This is a genomic window from Lentimicrobiaceae bacterium, assembly GCA_020636745.1.
In the GTDB taxonomy this organism is placed as follows: Bacteria; Bacteroidota; Bacteroidia; order Bacteroidales; family Lentimicrobiaceae; genus Lentimicrobium.
In genome coordinates, this window is the sequence record JACJXH010000001.1 from 725,368 (window position 1) to 741,509 (window position 16,142).

Genomic DNA, 16,142 nt, shown 5'->3' on the forward strand with positions numbered 1-16,142 from the left:
AGTTGCGTTACCTGATGAATAATTTCTGATTATAAACCTGCTTTACTCCATTCATTCGGATGAGGTAGATTCCTGATGGCAGCTGAAGCGGCAGTGTTCGCACCACGGTGTGATTCAGGTTGATTTTTTTTAGTAAACGTCCCTGAAGATCAAGTATTTCTAATTGATTGTAGTTTTCGGCTGAAGATATGAGCAAGCCATCTTTTGTTAAGCTGATAACCGGCAGATGATTGTTGTTCTCCGGATTGTCAATTCCTACCTGGCCAAAGTGTAAAACAAACCGGTTGATGAGATCGCCTGAGCCACTAAAGAAATGATAGATTGGTTGGGTTGTGAGATTCAGCGTTGTGCCAGTTTGAAGGTCGGTAAGGTAAATCGGCATACCTGTGATTGATTTTTCAGGAATGAACTGCAATTCATACTCATTTGAATTGTTTTTTTCAAAACCGAAAATGATTTCCTGACTTTGTGTAATGTCTTTGACTGCATAAGCAGAGAGTTTTTCACCGTTTTTAATGGAGTAAAACTGAGGGGCATAGCCAGGCAGAAACTTCGAATCGCATTGAATACTGAAAGAGGAGGAGGCCACTTCGTTTTGCAAAACAGCACTCTCCTGTGATGAATGGTTTTCAGTATCGCGAACCCGCAGGAAAATCCCCTTATTTAAATTTCCTGATTTGTAGAATGGTACTGAGCTGATAACGCGTGCATTGGATGGGATGGACATCTGTAAATTTACCAGTGTACCTATGGCTTCGCCAAACGCCATAAAACCATTGGTGGCAGGAATAATGCCATATGGCAGGATGTCGTCATAACTCATGTTGGCTCTGTTCCAAACCTTTACAATGCTGGCATACCCATCGAGCATATACCACGAAGTGTTCCAACGCAATGCACAAGGGTATGGATTGCCTAATGGTATCCAGCTATCTACAGTTATGGGGATGTTGGAGCTGTGGTTGCCAATAAAAAGTTCACCTCTGAAGGCCTGTGTTTTGTTTTGCTGATAAGCAACACAATAGCCTACGGCCCGTTCAAAAATGGTGATATTGTTTACAGGATCTTTCTGATTTAACCAGGTGGCATTTCCCGAATCCCATAAATAGAAGTCATAATTGTCATTTTCGCCCACTGGTGTCCATTCATATGCAATAGGGGCATTAATGACAGGTGAAGAAATGTGATGCCATCCGTCTTGTGGGTTGTTCCAGTCAGCTGCAGCTAAATAGCGTTCAAATGTTGCCTTTACCCCCGTGTTGGGATGCCATAACGAACCAGTGCCGGTGGCGTCGCTGCGAATAATTAATCCGGGCTCTTCGCTGTAATTGCGCAGTAGGTTTAATACAGTCAGGGTTTTCGTCGGATCTATACTTACCCTTCCCCCGCTTTGGATGGTTAACTTGCGGCATATAGCATGTGGGAGGTCGACAATAAGGTTTTTAGGATTGGGTACCACAACCGATGTGTTGGAGTTGGGAATTGTTCCGTTTGACCAGTTATCGGGATTGCTCCAGTAGGCGTCAGTTAAGCCGGTAAATTCACTCTCATCCATCCCCTGGCAGTCAGAAGTGAAGGTGAATAAGGTGTCTCCGATTTCAAATTCGGTTTCATATCCGAGCGTGTAAATCAGGTTATTTTCTGTATCGAAAATTTCGAGATGGATTTCACCAGGGGCTGAACCTGTTTCAGTTACAATCAGGCTACTTGTGACGCCATTACAAACCGGCACATATATGGGGCCGTATGCAGAGCCGTCAACAAAACCGGCTCCAAAGTCATTGACGACATATCCGTTTTGTATCAATAACAAATGGGCTCCATTCCAGCCATCGCCTTGTGCATCTTCAAGCTGAACCATATAATTACAGCGATTCTCCAATTCGCAGATTTCTGTGGTGAAAATGGCCGACTCGCGCCAGGTGCTGTATCCGTCTTCATCACAGTTGGCTCTTACATAGAACCTGTAATCCGTAGCAGAAAATAGCCCGCTGACTGTATACGGAGCGCTTACTCCTGTTGCGGTGGGAACGCCTGTCGGATCTTGAGTTGCAGGAATAACCTCAATATCGAAAATTTCCTGTGGGCTGTCCCAGCTTAAATCGGCAGAAACATCTGTAATATTTGCTATTTCAAGAGAGTGGGGCGCAGGGCAGGCGGCCGGTTCCTCCAGAATAAGACGGATATTGGCTATGCCACTCTCCAGGTAGTCAGCTGTGCCGGGCGAAGAGGGATCCGGGTTTGAATAGTCATCATAAATCTGGAGGCTTCTGTTGGATGTGACTTCGCTTCCAAAGAAATAGATGCCGGAAGCCCAGTCGTCCGTATTCTCATCGACAGCAATCACCAGGTTGAGGGTGTTGTCGTAGGGGAAAGGATAATCCAGTATGATTTCAACCCATCCCGGGGTTTCAGGCAGGGTAACCTCGCCGTTGAATACCTCGATCATGTTTTCATAAGGTAGCCAGTCTGTTTTGCTGCTAAAAGAGGTTTTGCTGGTAAGCCCCATGTAAATAATCCAGTCTTTGCATATGTCACCTCCATTGCCACCGCTCCATTGATAATATATCCGGGTAATGTCTTTATCTGGTATGTTAATTTCAGATTGCAGGTAAATTACCTGGGAATAGTTGTAGCTGTATTCGGGGTTAATGGGCAGGTCGTAATTGATGTCCTCGCTGCCAATCTGAATGCCGCCTTCAGGAGATGTACTGAAACTCCAGATGGGGCAGTTTTCGGCATCTCCAACTGTATTTGTTGGTACAATTTGCCAGTAGTAGGTGGTGTTTTCCGAAAGACTGGGAGGGTTAAAGGATAAGGTGGATACGAGTGTTCCATTAACCAGATTGGTTGGTCTTGATATTCCGTTTCCGTCAGTACCCATAAAAACGCTGTAGCCCGTGGGTATGCCACCATCAGTTCCTGGTTGCCAGCTGAGTTGTGTTGAAACCGGCATCCAGTCAGTTGCATCGGTAGGGGAGGGCGTGTTGGCGTGGCCTGGTGCAAGTGGAATGATTTCGGGTCCGGTGATATGATCGAGATAAACAAAGGCACTGCTTCCTCCTGGTTCGTAATAGGCCCCAAGTGCAAAATATAGGTTGTTGCCATCAAGGGTTGATACATCGACAATGTACTGATTCCACGATGCAGGAATGATTTGTATGGCACTGCCAAGAGGTGTCCAGTTGACTTTATCGGTGGAATAACTGAGTTGAATTCTCTGATCGGTTGATGTGCCTGTTCCGGCAAAGAAACATATTTGATCTCCGGAATTTACAGAAAGCAATGGGGTAATAAGTTGGGATTGTGCCAGCCCTGTTACACATCTGGCTGCCTGAATTCCATGGAAACTGGAGTTGCTGCTGGCATACCAGTTGTGGTTTGTCCAGCCAATGGGAGGGAACCAGGCATCCTCAAAACTGGTCGCCAGTTGTGTTGCGTTAACCGTGCGAAAATTCCACCCGGGTACATTTGTAGCCTGCCCGTTGATGTTTTCGGGTATCACCTTCCAGTTATAGGATTGGTTGTAGTCGAGGGCAGGGGCGGCTACCGATGTAAGCGGGCCGTCATAAATCAATGATTGTGAGCCTGACTCAGGCCCCAGATACACATGATAGTTAAGTTCAAAAGATGATGCAGGGGCCTGCCACGAGAGGGTTTGATCTGTGGGAAACGTGAGCAGGTTGTTTATAGGTGCAACCAATGATGCCTGGCCTGGTATCAGGGTTTCTACCAGAATGTCATCAATGACAAAAGTAGCATATTGCGAAACCGTAGAGTACTGATAAAAAGCAATATGCACTGTTTGACCCTTGTATGCATTTAAACCGGTCGTGCGCAAAATCCAGTCTTCTGAATTGCAGGTGTAGTCGCCCAGTTCGATAGTGAAATCCTCTGTTTCCTTGCCTGTTGTCGATAATAAAACTTTGTATCTGGTTGTGTTAGATGAGGTTGAAACCCGGTCGTACCAGCTTAATTGTAAGTCGGCATCAGGTAAAACAATGGGAGGTGAAATAAGGTAGTCGTCACAGGTGCCATTGCCCAACCCCTGAACACTGTAAGGTAAGGAGCGTCTCAAACCTGAATTTTTTATCCAGGTAAAGCTGCCCGAGCCATTGTTGTCAATAACTTCCCAATCCTGCGGCGCTTCAGGGTTGTGACTCCATGTGCCATCAAAATTCTGAAGATAAGGTATATTTACCACCGGATGGGCATAGGTAATGGCGTTGGTCCATGTTCCGGCTGAATAGTAGTTGAATTCATCTGCCGACCAGCATTTGTAATAATATTGCGACCAGGCAGATAATCCGGTATGTAAAAAATTATCTGCGGGCCCTTTGTAGATGATTGTACCTCCATTTGTGATGGCATCGCCAACTTCATAAACAATTCCATCTTCAGGATTTCCGCTCATATAGGCATTGCTGGCTGATACAATTACGTCATGACCGGCTGCATTTTTAGTCCATTCCAGATTCATGGAGGTTTGGTCAATGGCCGTTGCAGTCAGGTTGGTTGCCGGTTCAACACCGGGTGTTGCATTGGCTGTAAGACCGTTAGAAAAGCTTGTTCCGTTCCATGAGAATATCTTATAATAATAGGTAGTGCCCTGAATAAGCCCGCTGTGTAAAAAAGGAGAGGTGTTGCCGATGAAGGCAACTGCTCCGTTGGCCAGCGGCTGACCAGTCTCAGGAGTGCCTGAAGGGGTGGTAAATACCCCGTTGGTATTCCATACAATGACTACATCGTTGTTGGATGAGTTGAGTGTAAAGGAGAGCGTGTTGTGCTGTGAACTTCCCGTATTTGCCGAGAATTCAGCAGGATTCTGAACGAATGCTGAAATGCCAGTAAACTCGTCAGCACCGATATCTGGCGATGGAAGTCTGGGCTGTTCATCAAAATCTTCGCTGATTGTCAGAGGAGATGTCATATTTTGTGCTGAGCTTTCGGCCAGCGTGGCAGTCCCATCGGGTATATGCAAATCATAAGGTGAAGTGCTTGTATTGGTGAAAGGTGTGTCTTCGGTAAATGAATTGGCTTCACGTGGTGCTACATGAGCCTGATATGCCTCGAGTGTCTGATAGGCAATATTGCTATAATAGATATTGTTCCAGGCTCCAGGCAAGCCTGCATAGAGGATATTGTGGTCTGAGCTCAGGGCAAAATTATCGAGCGATGAATTGCTTCGCCGAAGCGCCACAACCCTGCCACTACCTTTTTGTATTGAATTGTTAATAAGTATGTTGTTTCGGAGGTCAAGTACTGCTGTTGTGGTGTTGCTTTGGGAAACATGATAAACAGCTGTGGTGCCGAAAGTACTAGCCGATGATGAGGCATCAAGATATACGGTGTTGTAATATAAACCAATGGTTGAATTGGCTTGTGTGCTGGTTAATGAAATGGCTCTGATGGCATCAGCACTTGAAGCAGCAGGTGTTTTGAGTTCGGAAATAAAGTTATTGTAAATATAAACTTCTGTTCCATAGCCAATCAGTATTCCATTGAGGAGGGGCTGGATTGTAGCATTTGAACTGCTGCTGATATTGGTAATCAGATTTTTATAAATATGGCAGATAGTACTTCCGTTTCCGTTTTTTATTACATCAACTGTTCCGCCCGAAGCTATATTTTGAATGGTATTGCCGTATATATATCTGTCAGATGAAATGGACAAATCAATCATTGACAAAGGCCCCGAGCCACTGGTAATGCTGGATATTGTATTGTGGTGTACCTGGTGGGTATGTGCTGCATTGGTGTAGGAATAAATACCATAGAAGTAGGATGTTCCGCTTTGATTGATATTGGAAAAGTTGTTGCCCGATATGATTTCAGTGCCTGTAGGCGCCCCATTGTTGTAATACAAATAGAAATATCCGGTAGTTGTGGATGTCCGGTTCAGTGTTCCTGAGGTTGTATTGTTCAGGATACTGGCAGTCGCAGGGCTTAACTGCGAGTTATTGTTATATATCAGATAGATGTTACCCGTATGGTTGTATTCGCCGGTAAAAGTATTGTTGCTGATGCTGATGTTGTTGGCTGATGCTGAATAGGGCTCATTGTGAATATAGGAATAAGTTCCCGACGATGCTGCGGAGTTGGTTAATGCTATCATATTATCATCAATAAAAACTTCGCCGTCAACCCGGTTGCGGATGCCGTATAGGGCGTGCGTTGCTCCCTGCGATGACAGACTAATGGAATTGTGGTTTGCAGAGAAAGGAATGGTACCTGCGCCATTGTTGAAAATACCATATCCTATGGCGGTAAAGCCGTTTCCTCCGGCGGCTGTGTTGTTTATGGTGTTGTAGCTTATTGTTGCATTGCTGATATTTTCCAGATAAATGCCATAGGCTTCATACGTTGCATTCCCGGCGTAATTCTGAACGGTGTTGCCGGCTGCTGACGTTCCAATGGTAAAGTTTTCATCCACAAATGTTGTGTGCCCTTTCAGGAATATGCCATGAAATGTGTTGGTAATTGTATTGCCGTTGAATGTCAGATTCAGGTGTTTTCCGGCGGGATTGGCTATGGTGATGTTGTTTGCAGATGCACTGTTATTGGCAGCGCAGAATCCCGTTACATAGCGGCTGGTTCCTTTGAACATGGTAATACTGCAATTTTTGATGGTTACATTCATGCAGCCATTGGTAGTAGATGCTTTTCGCACGTAATAACCATACTCAATTCCCTGGTCGGAGGCTGAAACATCAATGCCATCAAAAGTTACATAATCAGAACCCTCAATGATGATTATCCCGTCCCCATTATAACCCGGCGTGGTGGTGTTAACATTGCCTGCGTCGGTTCTTGAAACCAGAGGGTTGTTGCCTGTGCCGCTTTTGTGAAATACAATAGGGCCGGCAGCTGAACCGGTTGCCGTGAGGACAATAGCCGCTTCACTACTTTCGGTATGTCCGGCAGCTACCTCATAGGTTATTCCTTCACTGCCGAGCGCCCCTGAATTCAGGGCATTTACCGCTTCAGCAATGGTTGCATAGTCGCCGGGTATGGTTTTTGTACCACTAAGACCGGCTCCGATTTTTCTGACACCGGCTGGATTTGTTGTAGTTGGGGTTTTGGTTGTTCCTGATTCGGATGTTATAAGCTGCGTGCATTGTGCATCTGTGTTGTTCCCTGCAGTGGCTGTTGGTTTTATGTCGTATGCCAGCCAGAAATAATTGTTACCGGTAACTAATTCCTGTATTCCGGTAATGCTGAATGTGCCCGCGGGATTGCTGAGCGTTGAGCCAAATTGCGTGGCAGTTGAAAATTCAGGGCCAGTGGTATAAAATACTTTGGCTGCTGCAATATCACCGGCAGCATTTGAAGATCCGGTAGTATTAAATGTAATGGAAGTAAGTGAAAGCGGATTGTTTTCTTTTTGTGTAAGCACGTTCAGACGGAGAATGTCGTTGTTGGTGCTGCCAATGGCGACATTGGAAGTGTTGGGCTGTTCGGTTGTGGAGCCGGCATAAACCATATTGTTGTCTTCTTCAATTCTGATGTTGTCCAAATCCACATAGTAATCACCTGCCGACCAGTTACATAGAAACCTGATTTTGATAAAAGCCGCAGTATAGGCCGAGAGGCTGATTCCTACACTGGTAAATTCTAACCCTGTGTTATGATTACTCTGGTTAATCGTATGAATGGTGGTAAATGTAGCGCCATCGTCAGTCGAAATCTGAACCTGCATGTTGTCTCCTGTACCCAAGGTTGTTGCCGTATAAGGGTAAGCCAGATAATCAATAATGCGGTAATTAAAACTCAGGTAGGTGTTGGATGTTATGGTTCCAGTAAGTAAACTAACTGCATAAACCGGTGTAGCGTTATTGAGACGGGCTGCCAGTCCATAACTTCCACAGGTGCCATGCCTTGGACTGGAAGGAATACTCATATTCGCGCTGAGTGACCACCCCGGAGGTACAGCCGTACTGGTGAATTCCTGAATGTAGGGCAATGCAGTTGCTGTGCGCCCATTGGTTGTGAGGCCTGAAGAGTAAGTGTTTGTGCTGTTATATGACCATATTTTGTAATAATAGTTAGTGCCCTGGTTGAGGCCGGTGTGATTAAAACCTTCAGCACTGCCGGCATAGATAACCGTACCTCCGCCTGCAATGACATTGCCTGCAATGTATGACGTACCGTTCACCGGAGTTCCGAACGATGTTGTGGTATTGTATGCCACTATCACCGGAAAGCCGGACGAATTTAAATTCCAGTTCAGATCTATTTCAGAAAAATTGATGGCCGTTGCCTGAAATCCGGAAGGGTTATGGAGCGATTCCCAACTGAAAGTAAGCCCGTTGGCCGGATAAATCAGGTTGTTGAACCTGCATGATGCTGAATAGTTGGTTCCGGCTGTTGTGGCTGACCAGTCAGCAACGGTAGTTCTGTTGTTATAGTCGGCCCTTTCCTGTCCTCTAAGGCCAACTTGTAAGGCATACGATGTGGACGAATAGGTAGTCGTTGCATGTCCGTAAATAATCCTGATTTTTCCAGTCAAAGGTGTTAGCCTTATTTGAAAGCTCACATCATCTCCATCGGTTGACTGTCTGGTCATGTTTAGCCATTGAACAACAATATCGCCATTATCATTGGTGTTATAGGAGATTTTTGGTGTTCCTGAATAAGATTGTTCGAGGTTCTGACCGAATGCAGAAATACATCCTTCATAGGTTTCAGTACTTGAAACAGGGGTGTAATTGGTGGGTGAAGGTGCCGTTGTGCCAAAGGTTATAAAGCCGTTGCTTGAAATGGCGAGGCTGGTATAGGCTGTTTCATTGAAGGTGAATGTAGGAATGTTAATTGTCGCAATCTCATTGTCGAATACGACTGACCATAAAACTGTTTCGGAGGTCAGAGCTGTAAATGTTCCGTTTTGTTGCGAAAACACATAGCCTGTTACCTGTGCCTCAGATGTGATATTTATCAAAAGGAATAACAATAAAAAGGTGATGAGTTTTTTCATAATTCATATGTATTTAGGGTTTTGCATGTTTATAGAATGAGAAATCTGTCGAAAAAAATGAGGGGTTTTTCAGAAACTTCAAGGGTAATGGCAATTTTATAGTCAAGCCCTTTTCTGCAGCGTTCCACAAATGCCTCAATGTTTGCTTCTTCGCCTTCGGCTTCAATCCGCAGGCTGTCGCTCAATTCGGCTACCCAGCCACTGATATTGTATTGATGGGCTTCGCGCAGGGCCTGAAAACGCAGTCCCTTATTTAGTACGTCGCCTTTCATCCTGATTTGAATATGCTTTCTCATCTGCTTGATTTTGAATGCTAAAATTATTTACCACAAATCGCAATGGCAAATTTCAGGCATAGACATTATATGAACATGGTGATAAAATATCGTAATCTAATGTGCAGATTTACAGTGTTGTATGCAGGTTTTGCAGATAAACCGTCAGGAACAGGATACCGGGTGGCATGATAAGCAACTTCAGGCCGGCAATCACCGGCTTTCGGGGGGGGAGGGCTTATGCCGGATACGAAAAAGGAAGAGCGTGCCTGTTTTAAAACTCAGCAATAAAAGCAGAGAGATTTTCTTCGCTGCTGAGCATCAGTTTTTTGCGAAGCCGGTATCGTTTGGTGGTTGCCGATTCAATACTTATGTTGAGCATCTGGGCTATCTCTTTTGATGTCAGATTCATGCGCAGATAGGCGCAAAGTTTAAGCTCATTCTGGGTGAGTGCAGGATAATGTTCCATCAGCCTTGCAAAAAAACCGGTATGAACTGATTCAAAATGAAGTTTAAACTGTTCCCATTGTTCATCCAGGTTGATATTACTGTCTATTTCTCTGATGACTTTTTTGATCAATTGAGGTGCGTTGGCCGATTCACCATTGAGTAGTTTTGCAGCCAGCTGCCTGATATTGCCCAGGAATTCATTTTTGTTGATAATATGCATCGCTGAAGCACTAAGTTCTCTGCTTTTTTCCTGAAGTTGTATTTTCTGAAGCTTGTTAATTTGCTCTTCGGCAAAAAGAACTTCCTGAAGGTGCTTGTTTTCTTTTTCGCTTTTTTCGCGTTCAAGGCTATATAGTTTCTGTTCCTGTGCACGAAGTTTCAGGTTTTGTTCAAGCGATTTACGTTTGAGGCTGTATAAAAAGATGAACAATACAGCCAGAATGGCAATCGCAACAACAGAAATCAACAGCAGGAGATTGCGCAGCTTTAAAATGCTGGCCTTGCTGCGCAAAATCTGATTTTCCTTTTCCTTCATTTCAGTGTCATATCTGGTTTGCAGTTCAATAATGGTGGCTGCATTTTCTTCGTTCAGCACCGAATCGGCCAGTGCCTGGTATAACATGGCGTACGAACAGGCCTCTTTGTAATTTTCTTTATCGATGAAATAGTCACGCAGATTTCCATAATTTATCAATATGAGCTTTTTTAACCCTGCTTTTTTTGATTTTTCAAGACTTTCGCGCAGCAGGCTGAGCGATGCGGCATTTGCCTGGTCGAGCTGAAGTGAGCCCAGGTTGTTAAGGGCAGTAGCTTCCCCCTGTTTATCTCCGGTCTTTCTTGAAAGCCTGAGCGATTTCATGTAATAGTTGATGGCCTTTACTGTGTCGCCTTCGTGTTTGGCAATGACCCCCAGGTTGTTATAGATTTTTATCATACCGGGGTCGTCATTTTTCAGCTCTGTTTTTATAACCATGGTTTTCTCAAAATACTTTTTAGCCTCTTTCAGGTTGCCATTTTCGAAATATGAAATGCCCAGGTTCATCAGGGCATTGGATTCGCCTTTGCGGTTTTTAAGTTCTTTGTAAAGCTCAATGGCCTGCAACAGATACTCATGGGATTTGTCGAAATTTTTTAGCCTGGTGTGTATGTTGCTCAGATTGCTGAGGCAAATAGCCTTCAGGTTATTGTTGCGGATATTTCCTGCAATGCGCAGTGCTCTGTAAAAATCATCACTGGCTTCGGTCAATTGCCCCATCTGGTAATACATGCCTGCAAGGTTTATCAGGTTATTGGCCATGCCCAAACTGTCATTTGCTTTTTCCCTGAGATAAAAAGAAGATTTGAAATCTTCGACAGCCTCCTGATATCTGTGTTCTGCCATAAGTGTTTGCCCCATAAATGTATAACATTTGGCTGCTGCCAGACTTTCTCCTGCTTTGGTGTATTGTGCAATCGCGATCTTCAGGTTGTCGAGCAAGCTGTTTATATCGCCCGCTGAACGATTTATCAATGCGTAATTCAGGTAACAGTCTCCGGTTTTTTTTATCATGCTGTGGTGGTTGGCTATATTTAGTATTGAGTCAATAGTCAACCGTGCTTCGTTATGCTTTTTATTATCGAGCAAATCGCCAAACCGTTTGCTCATCTTCATAATTCTTAACGAATCGTTCACATAGCTTTCAGATACTTTTTGTGCTGATACCAGAGAGGTGTTGTTGCCAAGAAAAAGAATTGAAAATAACAAAAACGACTTGCAGAGAATGGTCTGGACAGGATAATAAATATACTTCCTCATATGTGTAAGTGTGTGGATATTACTGGCTTAAAGATAATAAAATATTTATCTGAATTATATGGTATGCAAAGTATTTTATTTGAAAATGACGCCGGATATTTCTTGAAACACGGCTGCAAGCACGCTGACGCTTTAGGGTGACGCGCTGACGCTTTAGGGTGACGCGCTGACGCTTTAGGGTGACGCGCTGACGCTTTGGGGTGACGCGCTGACACTTTAGGGTGACACTGTCAGATGGATGGTTTTAATTCAATATGAATCCTGTTTAAAAGCCTTTTAAATGTCATTTAAATCGTGTAAAGGGGAGTTTTTGTTTAAACAGATGATTTACTGGCTCTGACAAACAGGGATAGGAGCAGCGTGTAATTCTGTTAGCTATCTGAACCGGCAAATATGGGCCTGCGCTGAGAGCCTGATTTTGTTATTGGTTACACACAAAAAGCTGTGGCAAACCTTTGCAACACACCTCCCCAAAAACGGGCTTCGCCTTCGTTACATCCAAAGCTTGACGGGACATTCATGCGATAAACCTTCAGAAATATTTATCCGTGACGCAATAAAAGTTTTAATAGCATTATAAATCCGATGGATAGTTTGGATATTTAAATTAATACTATATTTGTGGTGAAAGACCGATTTTAATACGCAATGGTGATGGTTGGGGACAAGTCGGATATATGCGCAAGACTGCGGGTATTTATTCGTTATGGGGCAGCTTAAAAGACGATACAGCAAATAATTAATAACATGGAATTAGGAATATTAAAAACAGTAACACCAAGACAAAAATGGAATAATGAGGCAAGAGATTTTACACCTTGGCTTGCGAATAACATTTCAGAATTGAACAAAGCTCTTGGACTTGAACTTGAAGTTGAAAATACAGAGGTTAGTGTTGGCCCTTATTCCGCAGATATTTTGGCAAAGGATACTGGCACAGATAATTATGTTGTGATTGAGAATCAATTAGAAAAAACAAATCATGACCATTTAGGTAAAGCAATTACATACGCTTCTGTGTTAGATGCTTCAATGATTATTTGGATAGCTACTGAATTTACAGAAGAACATAAAAAATCATTGGATTGGCTTAATGACCATACAAACGATGAAATTTCATTTTATGGAGTGCAATTAGAATTGTGGCAAATTGACGAAAGCAAAGCTGCTTTGAGATTCAATGTGATTAGTAAACCAAATCAGGCTGTTAGACAAGCAGCAAGGTCGAAAGCAAATGAGGACTTATCTGATAAGCGAAAATTACAATTTGACTTTTGGAGTAAGTTCAAAGAAAAATTAGCGAAGACAAAAAAGATTCCTTCGCTTCAAACTCCAAGACCTCAATATTGGTTTGACGTGACTTTAGGTAAATCATATATTCATATTTCAAATACTTGTAACACTGACGACAATACTGTTGGTGTGCGGATTTATATAGGAAATAAGATTGCAGATACAATGTTGCCATTTTTGGAGAGTAAAAAAGACGAAATAGAATCCTCAATCGGACAAAAACTAATGTGGAATCCAAATCCAGATAATAGAGATAAAGTAATTATCTTGCAACATACGACTGATTTTGAGGATGAAAAGAAACTGGATGAGTCTTTGAATTGGCTTGTTGATTATACCCTAAAATTTAGAGAAACATTTTCAAAGATTATAAAGCAAGCACCATGAAAACAAAAGCCGAACCGCTAACATCGTATATAAAACATTTGGCAGTCAGTGGGTTATCGAGTGTTTCTGCCCGTGTCAAAGGTGCTTGTAAATTGACAGGAAAGTGCTTCGAAATGCCAAACGTTTCATATACCCATCCGTTGGGCAAAATTGAAAAAGAAACATACTACATAAAATGAGCATAGAAAATGTAAGACAATTTATTAAGGACAAAGCAGTTGAATTTGGTGCAAAACCTGACACGGAATTCAACAAACCTTATGTCGAGAGAAACAATACCGGACAAGAAGCTTTGAAAGACAATGGTGCTTATTTTGGATTCATACATCCAGAGGAAGAAACATCCGGCCCATTTCATGACTTTTCATTAACCATCTTTCCAAATGAGACTGATAAGCCTTGGCTTGTTTGTCTTGGGATTGGGTCAAGTGGATTTAAAAATGATTATGAATTATCAACTTTTCCCGGTCTTCGTAGATTATTTTCTAAGCTAATAGATGAAAACGGATTTTGTAAATCTGACCTTTCCGACATTGAAACAAGTTTGCCAAAATCGATTACAGGAAATTCAAAGTTGCAACATATTAAGAATACAATTAAAACTTATTCAAAGGTTTTACCAGTTTGTCAAATCGTCGATGACCCAGAGAGTGAAGACGGTCAAAACATTATTGCGGCATTTGTTGCTGGATATGCAAAATTGAGAGACTGGCCAACAAATAATGACCATAGAAAAGCTATATCGGGAGCTTTAGAACCTTTCATAAAATCGGAAGAAGTAAATGACGAAGAAGTTATTCGAAATTTACTTGAAGAAAGAAAATATATTGTTTTACAAGGCCCTCCAGGAACGGGTAAAACAAGAATTTCAAAAATATTAGCTAGTCAACTAAATGCTAAAGTGTTCTTTACTCAGTTTCATGCTGAAACTTCATATTCAGACTTTATTTATGGAATTCTCCCAAATGTGAAAAGTTCTGAGCTGAGCTATTCCGATAGATTAGGAGTATTTTCTCAAACAGTGAAGTATGCAATTGAAAATCCTTCGAAAAAGACTTTTCTTATAATTGATGAAATAAACCGTGCTAATTTATCAAACGTATTAGGCCCAATATTCTATTTGTTTGAGCACAAAATGGAAGCTTCTGATATTGCAATTCAAATTTGTCCAGGAATTGAAATAAATAAGTTGCCGGAAAATTTATATGTGATTTCTACAATGAATACAGCTGATAGAAGTCTTGCTGTTGTTGACTTTGCTTTAAGAAGAAGATTTGCATGGTACACATTGAAACCAAAATCAATTAAATTAAAAACATTCTATAAAGATGACTTTGGTAAAATTGAAGAAATTTTTGAATGGTATGCATCAAGTAACGAACTAAATCTTCAACCTGGTCAAGGATACTTCATCGCCGATTCTGATGAAGAAATGACTAACAGAATCGAATATGAGATATTCCCATTGATAAAAGAGTACTTACAGGAAGGTTTAATCCAATCAGCAAAAGAAGAATTCAATAATTATTTTTCAAATAGAATTAATAAATCTCTTTTTGAATGACAAAGCCTTTTGACATATTTTGTGAGGTGCCTTGTCTTACAGAAAAGTCTCCCATGTTAGGAGGTCTTTATCTTCAAAAAAAATGGTTTAAATCAGCTGACAAGAGAGTTATTGGTCAATATCTTCAAAAGTTTATTGATTATAATTCTTCCATGTTTAGTTTTCTAGGAGTTATTCCTTCCATAACCGGAACAGATTTAAATACCTCATTATTTTTTAGGACCTCCGAATTTATTGGCTCAATTCCTTTAAGAGCTTCTGATAATGGAAAGCAAATTGGTGATTTTGTTGTTAGTCCTAGATTTTCGGGAAACGACAGATTTGAAGACTATATAGAAATCTTAAATCTTCTTGGGGAGGAAATAAGTCCTAAAATTACTTATAGTTTGCCACTTGCTTCTGGAAAAAACTTTAGGCCGCCTTTATATTTAGAAGCTGTGAAATTTATTGCTTCGTTAGAAAATCTAATTAAAACATCGTGGCGTAAGTTTGACAACAAAGAAGAAATTAAAAACATACCACAAGGCCAGATTAATTGGAAAAAGTATGTAAACAACGAATCAAAAATTGAGAATCGAGTAAAGTTCCCAACAAATAAAAATTATTTGACCCAATTACACCCTGAATATTCTGAAATCAAATATGTTTTTGAAATTTGTAAAAGGGAATTATTATCTTCAAAAACTCCAATTAGCATAAAAAATACATTCCGAAAGCGTATTCAGTTTATTGAGGACAAATTGTATTTTTTATCATCTAAACCAACTTCAAACATTGTCTTAAGATTTTCCGATTCACCAGCTGTAAAAAATTGTAAAATAAATGCTAATAAAATTCTAAAAAAGGATTTTATTGAAAGTACAGCTTGGCGTGTTGACTTTTCAGATGTTTTCGAAAAGTTTGTTCAGCATATTTTTAAGGAAGCATCTAAAGAAACCGGAGGTAAATTATTTGCAAACTTTAAATTTTACTCTAGAACAAATAGACGTTATTCATGGGAGCTAAAGCATCTTGAACCAGACGCAATTTATCAAAAAGAGGATTTATTAGTTGTCATTGACGCAAAATATAAATCTAACCTTTACAATAAATATGATTTAAGTGAAAAACTTAAAGAGGAACATAGACATGATTTGCACCAAATATTAGCTTATTCAGCATTTAGCAAAACGAATAACAAGTTTGGAATTTTATGTTATCCGTCTGATAAACTAGAAATTAAAAGAACAATTTTTAAAAATGGAATCAACGAGATTGATAATGTCATTTTGATTTTAGGAATTCCATTGAAACGAGAAATAATAAATGATTCAAAAAGATTATTGATTCAAGAATTATATGATATTGAAACGACAACTTTGCCCAACACGCGGTATAGTTAATAAGGGTTTCAGTGGTTTTCGG

The 16,142-nt window shown here is 41.3% G+C and carries 6 protein-coding genes; 3 read left to right on the forward strand and 3 right to left on the reverse strand.

Translation table 11 applies throughout. From position 1 onward, the window contains the following. Positions 1-7 precede the first annotated feature (7 nt). The 3 genes from H6541_02865 to H6541_02875 form a co-directional block, all read right to left on the reverse strand. On the reverse strand, positions 8-8,974 hold the full coding sequence (locus H6541_02865) for a choice-of-anchor J domain-containing protein (protein ID MCB9014710.1): 8,967 nt from the start codon (positions 8,972-8,974) through the stop codon (positions 8-10). A 29-nt stretch (positions 8,975-9,003) separates the two neighbouring features. After that, positions 9,004-9,270: an acylphosphatase gene (locus H6541_02870; protein MCB9014711.1), complete on the reverse strand. Its 267-nt coding sequence runs from the start codon at positions 9,268-9,270 to the stop codon at positions 9,004-9,006. A 253-nt stretch (positions 9,271-9,523) separates the two neighbouring features. Then, positions 9,524-11,494, reverse strand: coding sequence for a tetratricopeptide repeat protein (locus H6541_02875; GenBank protein MCB9014712.1), 1,971 nt, complete (start codon positions 11,492-11,494; stop codon positions 9,524-9,526). Positions 11,495-12,241: 747 nt separating this feature from the next. Here H6541_02875 and H6541_02880 point away from each other — a divergent pair. From H6541_02880 to H6541_02890, 3 genes are all read left to right on the forward strand, one after another. Then, positions 12,242-13,174 (forward strand): DUF4268 domain-containing protein, encoded by a 933-nt coding sequence (locus H6541_02880; protein MCB9014713.1) that lies wholly within the window; start codon positions 12,242-12,244, stop codon positions 13,172-13,174. Between the two features lie 175 nt (positions 13,175-13,349). Beyond that, a complete protein-coding gene (locus H6541_02885) occupies positions 13,350-14,738 on the forward strand; it encodes an AAA family ATPase (protein MCB9014714.1) in 1,389 nt (462 codons plus the stop codon). Continuing rightward, positions 14,735-16,120, forward strand: a complete 1,386-nt coding sequence (locus tag H6541_02890) for a hypothetical protein (protein MCB9014715.1) — start codon at positions 14,735-14,737, stop codon at positions 16,118-16,120. Before H6541_02885 ends, H6541_02890 begins: the two co-directional genes overlap by 4 nt. Positions 16,121-16,142: the final 22 nt, after the last annotated feature.

Excerpts from the sequence above, each read along its gene's own strand:
- H6541_02865 (MCB9014710.1), bottom strand. The coding sequence starts at position 8,974 with ATGAAAAAACTCATCACCTTTTTATTGTTATTCCTTTTGATAAATATC.
- H6541_02870 (MCB9014711.1), bottom strand. The coding sequence starts at position 9,270 with ATGAGAAAGCATATTCAAATCAGGATGAAAGGCGACGTACTAAATAAG.
- H6541_02875 (MCB9014712.1), bottom strand. The coding sequence starts at position 11,494 with ATGAGGAAGTATATTTATTATCCTGTCCAGACCATTCTCTGCAAGTCG.
- H6541_02880 (MCB9014713.1), top strand. The coding sequence starts at position 12,242 with ATGGAATTAGGAATATTAAAAACAGTAACACCAAGACAAAAATGGAAT.
- H6541_02885 (MCB9014714.1), top strand. The coding sequence starts at position 13,350 with ATGAGCATAGAAAATGTAAGACAATTTATTAAGGACAAAGCAGTTGAA.
- H6541_02890 (MCB9014715.1), top strand. The coding sequence starts at position 14,735 with ATGACAAAGCCTTTTGACATATTTTGTGAGGTGCCTTGTCTTACAGAA.